Annotated in this window: 14 protein-coding genes and 1 pseudogene; 9 read left to right on the top strand and 6 right to left on the bottom strand. The window is 60.7% G+C overall.

Going from position 1 to position 14,530, the window contains the following annotated elements; all coding sequences use genetic code 11:
* The first annotated feature begins 190 nt into the window (after nucleotides 1–190).
* Complete coding sequence (locus X771_RS162810; protein WP_156935961.1) at nucleotides 191–1,441, top strand: glycosyltransferase family 4 protein; 1,251 nt, start codon at nucleotides 191–193, stop codon at nucleotides 1,439–1,441.
* Here X771_RS162810 and X771_RS162815 read toward each other — a convergent pair.
* Nucleotides 1,383–2,468: a glycosyltransferase gene (locus X771_RS162815; protein ID WP_023686381.1), complete on the bottom strand. Its 1,086-nt coding sequence runs from the start codon at nucleotides 2,466–2,468 to the stop codon at nucleotides 1,383–1,385. The two genes, X771_RS162810 and X771_RS162815, sit on opposite strands and share 59 nt — an antisense overlap.
* A gap of 237 nt (nucleotides 2,469–2,705) precedes the next feature.
* Here X771_RS162815 and X771_RS162820 point away from each other — a divergent pair, with 237 nt between their 5' ends.
* The 3 genes from X771_RS162820 (at nucleotide 2,706) to X771_RS1000000166230 (ending at nucleotide 6,108) form a co-directional block, all read left to right on the top strand.
* Nucleotides 2,706–4,046 carry a glycosyltransferase gene (locus tag X771_RS162820; RefSeq protein ID WP_023686380.1) on the top strand — a complete coding sequence of 447 codons (1,341 nt, stop codon included), beginning with the start codon at nucleotides 2,706–2,708 and terminating at the stop codon, nucleotides 4,044–4,046.
* A gap of 200 nt (nucleotides 4,047–4,246) precedes the next feature.
* The gene (locus X771_RS162825; protein ID WP_023686379.1) at nucleotides 4,247–5,350 is read left to right on the top strand and encodes a glycosyltransferase family 4 protein; all 1,104 of its coding nucleotides are present in this window, start codon (nucleotides 4,247–4,249) and stop codon (nucleotides 5,348–5,350) included.
* 80 nt (nucleotides 5,351–5,430) lie between these two features.
* The gene (locus tag X771_RS1000000166230; RefSeq protein WP_198025803.1) at nucleotides 5,431–6,108 is read left to right on the top strand and encodes a polysaccharide deacetylase family protein; all 678 of its coding nucleotides are present in this window, start codon (nucleotides 5,431–5,433) and stop codon (nucleotides 6,106–6,108) included.
* On the opposite strand, the gene X771_RS162835 is transcribed toward X771_RS1000000166230, so the two are convergent.
* Nucleotides 6,038–6,997, bottom strand: coding sequence for a glycosyltransferase family 2 protein (locus tag X771_RS162835; protein ID WP_023686377.1), 960 nt, complete (start codon nucleotides 6,995–6,997; stop codon nucleotides 6,038–6,040). The two genes, X771_RS1000000166230 and X771_RS162835, sit on opposite strands and share 71 nt — an antisense overlap.
* A gap of 231 nt (nucleotides 6,998–7,228) precedes the next feature.
* Here X771_RS162835 and X771_RS162840 point away from each other — a divergent pair, with 231 nt between their 5' ends.
* Entirely contained in the window at nucleotides 7,229–7,993 is a 765-nt protein-coding gene (locus X771_RS162840; protein ID WP_023686376.1) for a Stf0 family sulfotransferase, read from the top strand.
* 140 nt (nucleotides 7,994–8,133) lie between these two features.
* Here the strand turns inward: X771_RS162840 and X771_RS162845 are convergent, their stop codons facing one another.
* Genes X771_RS162845 through flhA form a run of 3 tightly spaced genes read right to left on the bottom strand, consistent with a single transcriptional unit; the run spans nucleotide 8,134 to nucleotide 11,355 of the window.
* Nucleotides 8,134–8,517, bottom strand: a complete 384-nt coding sequence (locus X771_RS162845; protein WP_023686375.1) for a hypothetical protein — start codon at nucleotides 8,515–8,517, stop codon at nucleotides 8,134–8,136.
* Nucleotide 8,518: 1 nt separating this feature from the next.
* The gene (gene fliR / locus X771_RS162850; protein WP_023686374.1) at nucleotides 8,519–9,271 is read right to left on the bottom strand and encodes a flagellar biosynthetic protein FliR; all 753 of its coding nucleotides are present in this window, start codon (nucleotides 9,269–9,271) and stop codon (nucleotides 8,519–8,521) included.
* A complete protein-coding gene (flhA, locus tag X771_RS162855) occupies nucleotides 9,268–11,355 on the bottom strand; it encodes a flagellar biosynthesis protein FlhA (RefSeq protein WP_023686373.1) in 2,088 nt (695 codons plus the stop codon). Before flhA ends, fliR begins: the two co-directional genes overlap by 4 nt.
* A gap of 123 nt (nucleotides 11,356–11,478) precedes the next feature.
* Here flhA and X771_RS162860 point away from each other — a divergent pair, with 123 nt between their 5' ends.
* Nucleotides 11,479–11,778, top strand: a complete 300-nt coding sequence (locus X771_RS162860) for a putative quinol monooxygenase (RefSeq protein WP_023686372.1) — start codon at nucleotides 11,479–11,481, stop codon at nucleotides 11,776–11,778.
* Nucleotides 11,779–11,817: 39 nt separating this feature from the next.
* On the opposite strand, the gene X771_RS1000000167875 is transcribed toward X771_RS162860, so the two are convergent.
* A complete protein-coding gene (locus tag X771_RS1000000167875) occupies nucleotides 11,818–12,132 on the bottom strand; it encodes a hypothetical protein (protein ID WP_155921527.1) in 315 nt (104 codons plus the stop codon).
* Nucleotides 12,133–12,293: 161 nt separating this feature from the next.
* Between X771_RS1000000167875 and X771_RS162865 the strand changes: the two are divergent.
* The 3 genes and pseudogenes from X771_RS162865 to X771_RS162875 form a co-directional block, all read left to right on the top strand.
* Nucleotides 12,294–12,572: pseudogene (locus X771_RS162865) on the top strand (chloride channel protein); the annotation flags it as partial.
* 185 nt (nucleotides 12,573–12,757) lie between these two features.
* Complete coding sequence (locus X771_RS162870) at nucleotides 12,758–13,411, top strand: XRE family transcriptional regulator (RefSeq protein WP_031202386.1); 654 nt, start codon at nucleotides 12,758–12,760, stop codon at nucleotides 13,409–13,411.
* 37 nt (nucleotides 13,412–13,448) lie between these two features.
* The gene (locus X771_RS162875; protein WP_023686368.1) at nucleotides 13,449–14,525 is read left to right on the top strand and encodes an extracellular solute-binding protein; all 1,077 of its coding nucleotides are present in this window, start codon (nucleotides 13,449–13,451) and stop codon (nucleotides 14,523–14,525) included.
* Nucleotides 14,526–14,530 lie beyond the last annotated feature (5 nt).

The following is a 14,530-nucleotide window of genomic DNA, read 5'->3' as shown; positions in this document are numbered from 1 at the left end:
CAGCTCGTCTGCTACGCGCCAATAGCGGCCGTCCACACGGGTGGTCTTCAATGACCCCGACGGTGAAGGCCTGCTTACCGAAGCCTGTTCGACGAGGCGGCTATCCCACTTGTAATCCCGGCCCAATCCTTTACCGCACCCGTTGTGCGGTTTATCACCGCCAGAGTGGCGGATTCAGTGAGATCCCAAAGTGAAAAGAAGACGCCTCTTGTTTGTCGGCGGGAGCGGGGATCCTGGCGGTCTTCATATCCATACCGCCGACGTGGCCCACACCGCCGCTTCGCTTGGGTTTCCCGTCAAGATCATTTCAGTCAACACTGACTATTTTTCCGACCTTCTTCCCCCTGAGACAATCGATGTAGAGCTTGTCGAGGGCCTTTCTTATCAAAGGCTCATCGTCAAACCGAGACGGTTCCCGGTCTCAAGATACATCCTTTGGGGGTCTGTGCTGGTCAGGCATCCCGGCCATGACATCATTTTCTGCCGGGGGGCTTTCGCGGAAACGCCTGTCGTCGAGTTGCTCATGGCCAAGGCCGCGGGCCGGCGAATTTACACCATCGAACACAGGCCGCGCGAGGCCGCGTGGCGATCCATGTTTTCGAAGCGCAGATATGGCGCGGTCATGAATGCCTGCGTCCAACGCTCCATCGGCGTGTCGAGCGAATTGTCAGAGATCGCGACGAAAGAGTTTGACATGGCTCCCCATAAGGTCCGTGTCTGTGCCAATTGGGTAGACCCCATCTTCGCACCACCGACTGTCAATGAAAGGCGCCAAGCGCGCGAACGGCTTGCACTGTCAGAAGATGTGCGAACGATCGGCTATGTCGGCCGGTTCGGGCCGGAAAAAAATATCGATGTCCTGATTGATGCTTTCTCGGCTCTTCGCGCGAGTCGGCCCGCCGCCAACGTCGCTCTGATCATCGCCGGGGATGGCTGGTTTCGCTCCGAAGTGGAAAACAAAGTGCGCTCGTCCGGAGCTGCTGACCGGATCAAATTGCTCGGCTGGCAAAACGATCCGCGTGCGATCTACCATGCGCTTGACCTCTTCGTCCTGGCCAGCTCAGTCGAGGGTTTTTCCCTCAGCCTGCTGGAGGCGATGGCCACAGGCCTACCCTGTGTCGCCCATCCCATGGCGAGCGCGCTGGAGCTGATCAAAGACGGCAGTAACGGCTTTGTGTCCGACATATCGACGGCGAGCTTGTTGGGCGAAAAGCTGAAGGAATTTCTGGACGCCGAAGCAGCGACGGTGAGCCGTCTTGGTCAGGCTGCCGCGCAGACCGTGGCGACCAGCTTCTCACGCAGCGCACGCTTGCCCGCGGTCCTTAGGGCACTTGACATCCCGCTCGATGGCTCAGGCCTGCCGCAGCCATTTCCGCGCGTTCTCACCTATCGGAACGCACAAGCCCGATCGCCCGCCGCAGGCTCGAAATCCAGTGCTTGAGCCAGAGGGTTTTCCGGCCTGTCCGCCAGGCGGCCCTGGCACAATTTTTGTCAAAATAGTCGAGCCGGTCTTCCATCAGTACGTTAAGCGCTGGAGAAAGCCGGTATTGTTTTCGAATGCGCAGCATGAGCGCGAGATGGTGCTTCCACTCCGTGTATTCGTCGTGATGTCGTGATTCTGAATGCGTCTGGTAGCGTTCGCCTTCTGCCGTATCGCGCCCAGTGACGTCATAGGTCGCCAATTGCCGGTCGATATAGACGAAGGGTCCGCGCGTGTTGAGCCGCAGCCAAAGGTCGATGTCCTCGGTGCGGGCGAGGCTTTCATCGAACCCTCCCGCCGCCAGTATCGCGTCGCGCCGAACCATCGTCGAGGAGGTGTGAATCCAAAGGTATCCGGCGATGGTCGTGGTCAGCACGACATCAGAGCGGGCCAGCAGGGAACGGTCCGCCTTGAGTTCCCGGCATGGCAGAAGAGATGCGGTCCGATCATAGGTTTCCCACCACGGCATCATGGTACCGAAGATCATGTCGCAGGCGGTCATGGACGTGTCGGCAAGCTCGTCGACCATGCGATAGTCGCTGCCAATCAGGATCGCGTCGGGCCGGGTGTTGGCCGCCGCAATGAATTGCGCCAGCTTGTCGTCGTCCCACCGATCATCGCTGTCCAGAAACGCGATATACCGTCCGCGCGCCTCGCGAATCGCGGCGTTGCGCGCGCCGGCCGGTCCGCTCGTGCCGGGGTTTCGCAGAATGCGCAGACGTGGCTCGGCCAGAGAGAGCGCAGTGATAGCGGCCAAGGTGTCGTCCGTGCTTCCGTCGTCGACAATGAGCAACTCCCAGTCGCCGAACGTCTGAGCCGTAACCGAGGCGACCGCCTTCAGCAGATAAGGCAGGCGATTGTAGGTTGGAATGATGACCGTACAGGCTCGCTCTGACATAAGGGCTCTTGCGTTGAAAGCCGGTGCCACGACGCGCAGCTGTTGCGCCTTGCAGGCCCTGGACAGCAGGTTCACCGGCAGGCTTGTCACTCCTCGCGCCGCTTTGCAAGCCGCAGCGCCTGCCTACGGACCGCAGAGCTTCTTCCCCTTGCTGCGAAACCACGTTGCAACGGCGGCGGAAACGGGGGACCGCTCCCAGCGCCATCTTTACGAGACAATCGCCTTTCATGGTGGCGCTTCACAGGGTGGCTGGACGGCAGGGACAAGCGTCGCCTTTACTCGGCAAAGAGCCCGTAAACCTCAGTTCCGCAACCGGGCAAATTCGAAGTGACGCAATCAATCAAAACCCTGATCGTGTCGGAGTATTTTCCCCACCTGCCTGACCAGATGGTCCATGGCGTCTTCCAGAGGCTCCGGCGTCACGCCGACGCGCTGGGTAGTATCGGTTCCGTCGATTTCGTTTTCATGTGGCCGTTGCACTGGTCCGAAAACGAAGACCGGCAACGTCAATCCGTCGAGGATTTTCGGCGGTCATGGTCTGTTGCCGGGCGGATCATACTGATTTCACCGCCCGCTCTGCCGTCTCGGTTCCGGCGCTGGCCGCGCGATCTTGGCATCCGCGACGTGATCGCCGCGACGCGCGGCGCAGTCAGTTTCACGGAGGGCCGGGTCACGATGCGGTCCAGCCGTATGGCGGAAGTTTCCCGGCTTGAGCAGGCGATCAGCGAGTTGAAGCCTGACCTCATCCTGGCGCATCGATTGGCGTCGACAGCGGCTCTGATCCGCACGGTGATGGATTTGCCTCCGGTGCTGGTCGACTTCGATGACCTCGAACATGTCGCCCTTGGCAGGTCTCGCCAGATGGAGCGCTCTCCCGCGAAACGCCTTAAACTGAGCCTGGTGTCCGCGGTCGCACGCCGGACAGAAAGACTCGTCGCGGGGTTTGCGACAGTGGGCCTCGTGTGTTCCGAGCATGATCGCAAAATCGTCGAAGAGCTTTCGCCGGGCGCCCGCATCGAAGTCGCACCCAATGCTGCCGTGATGACCGGCCGCTCCCCGATGCCTTCAGAGCCAACGGCTCTTTTTGTCGGCTACACCCGGTATCCACCGAATGCCGAGGCTATCCTCTGGCTTGTTGGAAAGATTTTTCCGCTGGTCCGGGCACGGCTGCCGCGAGCGCGGCTCCTCATCGCCGGTGATGGCGGCCGCGAACTTGGAATAAATGACGCCAGCGCAGGGGTAGAGACGCTAGGATTCGTTACGGATCTTGCATCTGCCTATGCGGAGGCAAGGGTTGTTGTATGTCCGGTCAAGCGTGGCGGCGGCACGCGGATCAAGATCATTGAGGCTGCGCTGTACGGCCGACCGGTCGTTTCAACTTCCATCGGAGCGGAAGGGCTCGGTTTCATCGATGGCAAGGAAGTGGTCCTTGCCAATGAGGAAGGGGCCTTTGCCGAAGCGATGGTCGAGTTGATGAGCAGCCATGAAAGGTCGGCCAGCATCGGCGCTGCAGCGGAGGAACGGGCACGCCAACTTTACGGCGCGGAACAGGTGCGATCCAATCTGGCAGCGTTGGCAAGGTCGATGGTCGATCCGGACACTGCGCAGACATCGAAATCCGAACTGGACGTCGATGCAACAGTGAACACGCCGATAGCGTACCTATAAGCCAACGTGTTTCACGCAGTTGGTCGCGATCCACCATTGCATACCGGAGCCCCTCACAAGCTCGAAAACTCCGAGGTTTTTCACCAAAGCGTGAACGCTACATTCTTGTTTTTGTCGCATTCCTTGTTTTCAAGTCGTTTCGACTGTGGGGGCCAAATATAGTGTTTTGCCGGGATTACTTCCGTTCCGAGGGCTGGTGAATGCGCTTCGGGATAGCGATCAGCAACCTGTCGACTTTCGGCGGGCTGCAACGGGATTGCCTCTCTATCGCCAGGAATATCGTGGCGGCGGGGCATGAGGTTACGATCCTGACCACGGAAATACGCGGGTCGATCGCAGACCCCGGCTGTTCGATCCAGATTGTAGATACCAACAATCGAACCAATCCCGGAAGGGACATCGCGCTTGGCGCCGCGCTGAAGGCGCATCGCCAGGGGTTTGACCGGATCATCGGTTTCAACAAGCTTCCGATGCTCGACATCTATTATTCCGGCGATCGCTCTTACGCGAAGATCAAGACAGGCGCGTGGCGCCCTTTTTCACCACGCCACCGAACCCAGATGCGGCTGGAGCAGCTTTGCTTTTCGCCAAGTTCGCGCACCAGCCTCATCATGCTGACCGAGCGCCAGCAAAATGAGTATCAGAGCGTCTGGAAAACGCCGGAGAGTCGGTTTCGACGCATTTCGCCCAATCTCGATCCGGCGAGGCGCATGCCGCATCTACGCACCGACGGAACGCGCGAACGCATCCGGGCTGAATTGGGCATTGCGCCAAACAGCAAGGTATGGCTGTCGATCGGCTCCTCGGCTTGGGTAAAGGGCTTCGACAGGGTGGCGGCCGCGCTGGAGGCATTTCCCGACTCGGTCTGGGTGGTGGTGGGCGTCGTGCCTGTCAGCGGCATGGGCAGCCGCCTGATCCAGAAGGTGACAATACACGCCCGGGGCCGAACAAAGATCATTGGAATCCGAGACGACATACCGGCTGTTATGGCTGCGGCGGATCTTCTCATTCATCCTGCCCGAATCGAAACCACGGGAACGGTCATCGTCGAAGCCCTTGCGAATGCACTTCCGGTGATCACCACCGATACGTGCGGGTTTGCTCCCTTGGTCGAAAAGGCCGATGCCGGCGTCGTCATCGCCGGCGCGTACTCTTTTCGGGCGCTCGTCGAAGCCATCGCCATGGCACGAGCACCGGGCCAGCAAGCAGCATGGTCGTCACATGCCAAAGCTTTCGGCGGCGACCCCTCCTTATCCGATGGGCACGAGGAAGCGGCGCGCCTGTTTGTCGGAGAGCTTTGGTAGACACGGCCACATGCGCCGAGCCGAGGCAGTTGCTTTCAGCGGCTGGGCATTGGAACAGAAGCCTGACTATTTCGGGGTGCATGGCCGGCAAGATGAAAATCCCACGCTTCTCATCACCGTTTGACGCCCGGAAGCGTGACGCCGGGAAATTGCCGAAGCGCGTCTGGCTTACGCTCGACGATGGTCCGGAGCCCGGCCATACCGAGCAGATTTTGAAGGTGCTCGACCTTCATCGGATCAAGGCTACGTTCTTCGTGATTGGAGAAAAGGTGGCCGCTCATCCGGCCATCGTCCAGCGCGTCTTCGATGCGGGACACCGGATCGGAAACCATACGTTTTCGCATCGCCGTCTGACCGAGCTTAAACCAACGGAAGTTCGCCAGGAGATCGAGAGCACCGGTAGTCTGATTTCCGCATTCACGCCGGGAGGGAAGATTTTTCGTCCGCCTTTCGGGGCTTTGAGCCGGGTCGTTTCAGAGATTGCGGATGAACTCGGGCATCGCACCCTTCTGTGGGATGTGGATCCAAACGATTGGGATCCTCACCGCCAGCCGAAGGGGTGGATCAGGAGCGCGCTTCGCGAAGTTCGAGCGAAGCGGGATTGCGTTATCCTCACCCACGATAGCCTGCCCACAACCGCTGAGAATTTCGACCTGTTCATCACGCTCCTGAAGAAAGCCGGCCCGATTACGTTCGAAGATCCAGCGACTCTTTGTGCGACCCACCTGGCCCTTCAGGCGTTCTCGTCGACCGATTGAGCCATAGCTTGAGCCGATACCGCCAGAACCGCCATTGCGTCCTTGCGGTCTTCGGCAAAGGCCTGGCGATCATGAGAAATCGTTCGGCTGTGCGGAAACTGCCGTGGAGGTAATGGACGCGGGCAATCTTGATGGCCAGAAGAGCTTCCCGCCTGCGCAATGTATCCTCGTCGATCCGAACAGTGCCAAGCTCGCGCAATGCCTTGCGCCAAATGAAAAACTGCGTAGCGGGCTGGACCAAAAGCCGATTGTCGGCCCGTGCAGTCGATATTTGGTAGGTCAGCACCGGGTTGGGCACCTTGTCGACGCCGGCCTGGGTCAACAGCCTTGCCCAGAACAGTGTGTCCTCCTCATAGGCGACGCCTTCGGGAAAGCGGACTGTGCCGATCGCCAGGCTTCTGATCAGGGCAGCGCCGACATTGATCGTCTCGCATTTGTCAATGAGATAATTGCCTGCGTTTTCGAGCTTTGATGGACCATATCCGGCTGGCGCGTCTATGAGCCGGTCAACGCCATCTGTGCGCCTGATATACGAGCCGACCACTATTCCGGTGCTCCCATGCTCGGTGCCCTTGCGCAGCAAGTTGCGCAGCCCATCCTTCAGATGGATGTCGTCGGCGTCGATGAAGTAGAGCCATGGCGAGACGGCTGTCTTTATGCCGACATTGCGGGCGGCGCCCGCCTGAAATCGGTCCACCCGTTTGACCAACACCGGAAGCCCGCTTTGCCGGCCGGTCTGTTCGGCGATTTCAGCGGTGCCGTCCGTCGATCCGTCGTCGACGATCAGGATTTCCTCGATGAGGTCGGCTTCCGAAGCCAGCGACCGGATCGTCGAAGCGATCGAACGCCCTGCATTGTGTGCAGGGATGATCACTGAAATGTCTTTCATCCGTATGCCCCCCACCCGACATCAGCAGTTGCGATTTGCAGGTTCGGGTCAAGCCGCAGTTTGGCGCGGGCGCCTTCTTGCGGCAACTTTCCGGTGAACAGGAGCGCGCCGGTTCGCTTGCTCGCCGGCCGGCGACTGTTTTTCGGGCGTTCGGCTTTGCCTAGCGGCAAATTGAGATTTGTTCTGCGAGGAACGCCGTTATAAACCCATTGCTGTTGGAGGAGATACTCTTTGAAGGGCGTTGCGCTTTTAACCGTACCGAGAAGCGGCTCCGAATGGCTTGGAAGCCTTGCGAATGCCACAGGTTCCATGGGGTGTTTCGGGGAATGGCTGGATCCAGACCATCTCAAATTCGTGGCCCGCTCTTATGACGAGCTGGAAAGCGCCGTCCTCAAGGCCGGATTGTCAGAAAACGGGCGTTTCGCCATCAAGCTGTTCCCTGGCCATCTGCGTGAAACGCGAGAAAAGTTTGAGAAAGACTTTCTGTTTGAAACGCTGAAGAAGCACGAAATCGGGTTGATTTTCCTTGAACGGCGAGACCGGCTCCGGCAGGCCATTTCGTACTATCGCGCCAGTGTTTCCAGGCAATGGACCAACAGAGCAAGGGGAACGGGAGCGAAAGCCGCCTACGATTTCGCGGAGATCTCCCGAGCCTGCATTTCTCTTGAAGATGGGTACTCGTTCTGGTCGAAATATCTCGACATGCTTGGGCTGCCCCACAAGCATGTCGTCTATGAGGAGATGTTTGAGGATCCGACACCTTTTTTGGAAGCGGTCGCTGAGCATATGGGTGTTGGAGCTCCAGCCGAGAGACCAGCTTCTTCGATTCAGATCCAGCGCGATGGCCTGACAGAAGAATGGGCAGAGCGTTTTCGATCGGATGCCGCAGCCAACGGGATTATTGATCTGCTGCTTGAGGAGAGACCAGCTGTAAGGACGCTGTCCAATCTTCGGCGGTTCTTCAAAAAGCGGCCACTAACCAAAGCCTATTCGTAGGACATCGAGCTGCGCAGCTGCAGAGGTCATCTCGCTCGAAGCTGACGCGTTTAAAATCGCGGTAAGCCGCGGAACGTGCAATGCGCGCAAGCCAGCCTGTCGACAGACCGCCGGAAATGCTTGCATTTACTGGAACGCAGCTACTCGCCGCCTCGCCTCTGCGCGATCAGATCGAGCCGGTCGCGGTCGGAGCGTTCGCGTTCGTCCTGTCGGCGCACGTCCTTGTAGGCGCGCTCCACCATGTTGGTGCGCGCCGTCGCAGTGGCGATGAGCGTGACCTCCTGCCTGGCGCTTTCCAGGCTCGCTTCCTGCCGGACCAGCGCATTGGCGATGCGGCGATGGTAGAGGTCAGGGAACAGCACCGCCATCGACTGGTCGGCGTCGAAATGCTGGACAAGTTCCTTGGCCTCGGTTTCGGCGGTTGCCGCTGCCGCCAGGAAGGCCGCATGGCGCGTCTCGTGCAGGGCCTTCAGCTGCTCCTGCACCTTGACCAGTTTCTTCAGCCGTTCCTTGCGCGTGCTCATCTCACCTCGCCAGCGTCAGATCGACAAAGCCGTCGACGAACAGCGACAGCATGGTGCCGATGGCGAAGTAGAAGATGATCATGCCGCCGGCGATGACGAAAGGCAGCGAGATGAAGTAGACCGGGATCTGCGGCGTCAGCTTGTTGACGAAGCCGATCGTCAAATTGACCAGGATGGCATAGGCGATGAACGGGCTGCCGAGCCGGATGACCAGGAAGAAGGCGTCCGACACCGTGTCGGTGAGATCGACCAGGGCGGCCTGGGGATTGAAGAAGACGTTGACCGGCGCCACCGTGTAGGAGGCGACCAGAGCGCGGATGATCTCGTGGTCGAAATCGAAGACGAAGAGCAGCAGCAACGCTGAAAACGAGATGATGGCGGCGAGGGCCGCCTGCGGCTCTGGCTCCTCGATCGCCGGGCCGCCGGTGCCACCATAGCCGATCAGCATGGCAATGGCCGAGCCCATGAAGCGCAGCGCTTCCATGTAAAGCCTGGTCATGGCGCCGATCAGCCCGCCGACCAAAAGTTCCGAAATGATCATCGGCGCCAGCACCTGCGGACGCGCATCGACGAAGGGAAAAATCTTGTCCCACAGGAAGGCGAGCAGGCCACCGGTGGCGGCGATCGACGCGAACAGCCGAACCTGGATCGGCACGCGGGCGCTGGACAGGCCCGGCATCAGCATGAAGCAGGCGCCGATGCGACAGAAGGCGAGGAAGGCGGCGATGACGACGCCTTGCGACAGTATGTTCACGAGATCGTCCCGAGCACCTTGATCTCGACGCCCTTGGCGATTTCGACATGGGAGAGAACGGGAAGCGTCGTGAACAGGCGCTCGATGATCATGCGCACATAGGGGCGAGCATCGGGCGCGGTGACGAGGACAAAACGCTCGCCGGCCTCGAGATGCTTGCGGATCGCCTTGGTCGCGTCCTGGCCGAATTCCTCCAGCTGGCGCGGGTCGATGTCAAATTCGCGCACCTCGCCCTTGGCGTCGCGCTTGAGGCTCTGGTGGAAGGCGAGGTCCCAGCGGTTGCCGAGCCGCAGCACCTTGAGCATGCCGCCTTCGGAGAGATCGCCGCAGATCTGCTGGGCCATGCGGATGCGGACATGCTCGACGATGTGCTCGGTGCGGCGCACATGCGGTGCGATCTCGGCGATAGCCTCGATGATCAAATGCAGGTTGCGGATCGACACGCGTTCGGCCAGCAGCAGTTTCAGCACCGCCTGCAGGCCGGGGTAGGAGATGTGCGAGGTGCATATCTCGTCGGCCAGCTTGCGGTATTCCGGATCCTGGCGCTCGAGCAGCGCCTTCATGTCCTTGTAGGACAGAAGCTGCGGCAGGTTGTTGCGGATCACCTCGGACAAATGGGTGAGCAGCACCGACATGTTGTCGGCAAAGGTATAGTTCTCGCGCTTCAGATCCTCGGCGAAGGTTTCCAGCACCGAGAAGGCGCGCATGCCGAAGGCCGGCTCGCGGATTTCCTCGCCGGGAACGTCGGGCAAATCCCGGTTCCCCAGCAGCACCATGATCTCGCCGACCCGCATCTGGTATTCGGCGACGACGGTGCCGTGGACCTTGATCTGATAGCTTTTCGGCGGGATGCCGAAATCGTCGGCGACGCGCACTTCCGGCACGACGAAGCCGTATTGCGTGGCAAATTTCTTGCGCATCTTGGCCATGCGGAACACCAGTTCCTGATGCGACACCAGCAGCCGCGTCGACAGCTGCTTGCCGATCAGAAGCTCGATCTCGGCGGTGGTCAGCGAAGCCTTGACCGAGTTCTTCTCTTCCTCGACTTTGTTCGCCTTCTCCAGATCCTTGATCGCTTCGGCGGCGGCAGCCTCGCGGTTGGCGCGCATCGGGATGACGTAGCCAAGGCCGGCCATGCCGGCGGCTAGCGTGAAGAACGGGAAGAACGGCAGGCCGGGCATCAGGCCGAGCAGGACGAGCAGCGAGGCCGCGACATAGAGCGCGCGCGGATGCGCACCGAGCTGGCCGAACACCGCCTGGTTGGTCGAGCCGCGCGTGCCGCCCTTGGACACAAGCAGGCCGGCGGCGAGCGAAACGATAAGCGCCGGGATCTGGGTGACGAGGCCGTCGCCGACCGACAGTTTGATGAAGACATCGGCGGCTTCGCCCATGCCCATGCCGTGCCTGATGTAACCGATGGCGATGCCGCCGACGATGTTGATGGCGGTGATGATGAGGCCGGCAATGGCGTCGCCGCGGACGAATTTCGAGGCGCCGTCCATCGAGCCGAAGAAGGAGGATTCCTCTTCCAGCTCGCGGCGGCGCAGTTGCGCTGTCTTGTCGTCGATCATGCCGGCGGACAGGTCGGCGTCGATCGACATCTGCTTGCCGGGGATGGCGTCGAGGGTGAAGCGGGCGCCGACTTCGGCAATACGGGTGGCGCCTTTGGTGATGACGATGAAGTTGACCACAATCAGGATCATGAAGACGATCAGGCCGATGACGAAATCGCTGGCCATCACAAGTTTGGAGAAGCCGGCGATGACATAGCCGGCGGCGTGCGTGCCCTCATTGCCGTGCGACAGGATCATGCGCGTGGTGGCGATGTTGAGCGAAAGCCGTAGCATGGTGGCGATCAGCAGCACGGTCGGGAAGGACGAGAAATCGAGCGGCCGCTGGATCCACAGCGCCACCATCAGGATCAGCACCGACAGTGCGATCGAGAAGGCGAGGCCGATGTCGATGAGGAAGGCCGGGATCGGCAGGAATAGCACGGCCAGGATGATGACGATGCCGATGGCGAAGAAGACATCGCGGCCGTTCTTGGCCACTGTTCCTGTCGCTAAGCTTTCGCTGACCGCCATGTCGTCCCCAATCACAAGCCTGCCGAGCACGCGACAGCCCTTCGAGCCTAACCGGTCAAGCTTGCGCGAGGGTGGGAGGACTGGTTACTTGCCGGGACGACAGAGGCCTTGAGGAGAGAGATCATGCTGGTGATCATCGGCACCATTCGCCTGCCGGCGCAACGGCTCGACGAGGCAAGGCCGGCCATGCGGCGCATGATACTGGGCAGCCGTGCGGAGCCCGGCTGCATCGAATACTCCTACGCGCAGGACGTGCTCGACGTCGGGCTCATCCATGTAACCGAGGTGTGGAGCGACAGGGCCGCGCTCGACGCGCATTTCCGCTCGCCTCACATCGCCGATTGCCGGGCGAGCTGGGCATCGCTCGGCATAGGCGAGCGCAACCTCATGCTCTACGAGGCCGGCGAGCCGAAGCCGATCTGAGGACCAGGCACAGTCAAGAAGGCGTGGGCCCAAGAAAGTCTAGCAGGCGTTGACCTGTCTGCAGGACCATCCGCCGCCATCGGTATCGTGGCAGTCTTCATAGCTGCCGTAGCAGGTGTTCGTCGAATTGCGATACCAAGGATAGCCGCCAGGACAGCAAACATCTTGTTGTGCAGTCTGGATAAATTCCTTTGCCGGCCGGCTTTGGTTTTCCGGATTGCCTCCCGCCAAAAAAAGAGACATCGGGTGTGACACAACAGACCTAACCGGCATATCCATGCTTGAATTGCTCACCGCAGACGAGCTCAAAAAAATCATGCCAACAGCTAATGAAAAAAATCCCCGCGCACTCATCTTCTCCTCCTTGAGGGAAATAGAGACGGGCAAAAATAACACAGCTGCGTCGATTGCGTAAGCGATCGCTCATATACCTCGACACGCTCGCGGGGAATTGAAGCGGGGCGGCAAGCCTGACTGCGCCTCAGCGCCAGAATGGCGCCGCAAGCAGCCGGCATTATGTCGGCGTGCTGATCGTCGCCGAACTGCACAGCGATCCGTCCGATGGCGAGACCGCGGTGCTGGCGCTGGCCAAATTCCGGGATGCGGTGCTGGTGCCGACCATGAACGTCCAGTCGGCCGCCGAAACCTTCCAGCGCGCCGTCGCCGAGGAACTGGCGGTGGTCGAGGATTTCGACAACCGGGCCGTTGTCGGGCTCTTGACTGAGGGCCATCTGATGCGGCGCTACGCCGAGGAACTCGACAAGGCGCGGCGCGACCTGTCTGGCGAAGAGTAGGCCTCCAGGCTCTTTCAGCATTCAGGAGGAGCGGCGCTGACCGATGGCCCGCCCGAACCTGTGCCGTCCGGCGCGCTTTCGCGCCGTGCCGCGCTGCTTTGCCGGCATCTCAAACTCTCCTTCACTCGGCGCTTGCCACGTGTACAGTGTCACTGTACAAATTGTTCAGTGGGAGAAAAGACAGGATGAGCATCGACCAGGCTCCGGTCAAGAATGGCGTCGCCTCTACGGCAGCGCATGCCCATCAGATGCTGGGCCAGCGGCTGAAGAGCCTGCGTCTCGGCCGCCGGCTTTCGCTGCGTGAGCTCGCCGAACTGACCGGGACCAGCGCCAGCTTCATCAGCCAGCTCGAGCGCGGCCTGACCGGCGCCAGCACCGCCTCGCTCAACCAGATGGCCTCGGCGCTTGGCGTAAGCGTGGCGATGCTGTTCGAGGATAGTGCCGCCGGGCAGCGCGGGGTCTTGCTGCGCAGCGAGCGGCCGAGCCTGCCGCCCAGCGACGGCTGCCGCAAGATGCTGCTCTCGCGTCCCCCTTTAAGCGACATGGAAGTCTATGTCGGCGAGTTCGAAATCGGCGGCTCGACCGGCCCAGCGCTCTACACCCATGGCGACGCGCACGAGATGCTCGTCGTGCTGCGCGGCATCGTTGAGGTTTCGCTCGGCGATGTCAGGCATGTGCTGGAAGAGGGCGACAGCATCGAATACGCGACATCGACAGCACATCGCTCAGAGAACATCGGCAGTGGCCGAGCCGAGGTGATGTGGATCATTGCGCCACCGACCTCGATGCGCGCCGAACTCGATCAATATAGGGCCTGGAAACCGCTCGCAGCCAGGTAGGTTCAATCCATGCGGGTCAAATGGGAGAACAATAATCATGCTGAAAACAAGACATCTTGGCCTTGGCGCCGTGCTGGCGCTCGGCGTTCTGGCAACCGCAGCGTTCGCGCAGGAAAAGCCTGTCGCGGGTGAGGTCAAGGAAGGCTCGCTCAAGGGCAAGACGCTGACGCTCGTCTCCTATGGCGGCATCTACCAGGACGGCCAGGCCGCCGCGCTCAAGGAGTTCGTCGAAAAGTCCGGCGCCACGCTGCTCAATGACGGGCCGACAGAGATCGCCAAGCTGCAGGCGCAGGTCGAATCCGGCAACGTCACCTGGGACGTCGTCGACACCGCCGACCTGCCGCCTTACGTCTATTGCGGCAAGCTGTTCCAGAAGCTTGATTTCAGCAAGCTTGACGTCTCCAAAGTGCCCGAGGGCCAGGTCGGCGAATGCTCGGTGCCGGCCATGAACTACGGCGTCGTGCTGATGTACAACAAGGAGAAGTATGGGGATAACCCGCCCAAGAACTGGGCCGATTTCTTCGACACGGCAAAATTCCCCGGCACGCGCGCGCTCGACGGTTCGGGCGACCCGACCGGCGGCCTGCTGGAGCAGGCGTTGAAGGCGTCTGGCGGCGACCCGAAGGCGATGACGGTGGCCGACATCGACAAGGCCATCGATGTCATCCGCAAGCTCGGTCCCGACACGATCTATTGGAAGACCGGCGCTGAATCGCAGCAGCTTGCCGAATCCGGCGAAGCCGACATGCTGATGATGTGGACCGGACGTGCCATGACGGCGGTGAAGAACGGCGCCAAATATGCGCCGGCCTGGCAGGACTGGCTGGTGGTGATGGACCAGATGACCATTCCGGTCGGCGTCAAGGATACGGATGCGGCTTATGCGCTGCTCAATGCCTATCTCGGCAAGGGGGCGCAGGAGATCCTGGCGCAGCAGACCTCCTATACGCCGATCAACAATGACGCGCAGCCCAAGGTCGATGCGTCGGTCGCCGCCTTCCTGACCAACACGCCCGAGCGCCAGAAGCAGGGTTACAAGCAGAACATCAAGTTCTGGGTCGAGAACTTCCCGGTGGCGCAGGAGAAGTGGTCGGCGCTGATGGCCGGCAACTGAACAGC

Origin of the sequence: Mesorhizobium sp. LSJC269B00 (genome assembly GCF_000502815.1) — a bacterium.
GTDB lineage: Bacteria > Pseudomonadota > Alphaproteobacteria > Rhizobiales > Rhizobiaceae > Mesorhizobium.
This window is presented reverse-complemented; position numbering and strand designations above follow the sequence as displayed.

Bases quoted from the DNA above. Each gene is read 5' to 3' on its own strand.
- X771_RS162825 (WP_023686379.1), top strand. From the start codon at position 4,247: ATGCGCTTCGGGATAGCGATCAGCAACCTGTCGACTTTCGGCGGGCTG.
- X771_RS1000000166230 (WP_198025803.1), top strand. From the start codon at position 5,431: ATGGCCGGCAAGATGAAAATCCCACGCTTCTCATCACCGTTTGACGCC.
- X771_RS162835 (WP_023686377.1), bottom strand. From the start codon at position 6,997: ATGAAAGACATTTCAGTGATCATCCCTGCACACAATGCAGGGCGTTCG.
- X771_RS162845 (WP_023686375.1), bottom strand. From the start codon at position 8,517: ATGAGCACGCGCAAGGAACGGCTGAAGAAACTGGTCAAGGTGCAGGAG.
- flhA (WP_023686373.1), bottom strand. From the start codon at position 11,355: ATGGCGGTCAGCGAAAGCTTAGCGACAGGAACAGTGGCCAAGAACGGC.
- X771_RS162860 (WP_023686372.1), top strand. From the start codon at position 11,479: ATGCTGGTGATCATCGGCACCATTCGCCTGCCGGCGCAACGGCTCGAC.
- X771_RS1000000167875 (WP_155921527.1), bottom strand. From the start codon at position 12,132: ATGAGTGCGCGGGGATTTTTTTCATTAGCTGTTGGCATGATTTTTTTG.
- X771_RS162870 (WP_031202386.1), top strand. From the start codon at position 12,758: ATGAGCATCGACCAGGCTCCGGTCAAGAATGGCGTCGCCTCTACGGCA.
- X771_RS162875 (WP_023686368.1), top strand. From the start codon at position 13,449: ATGCTGAAAACAAGACATCTTGGCCTTGGCGCCGTGCTGGCGCTCGGC.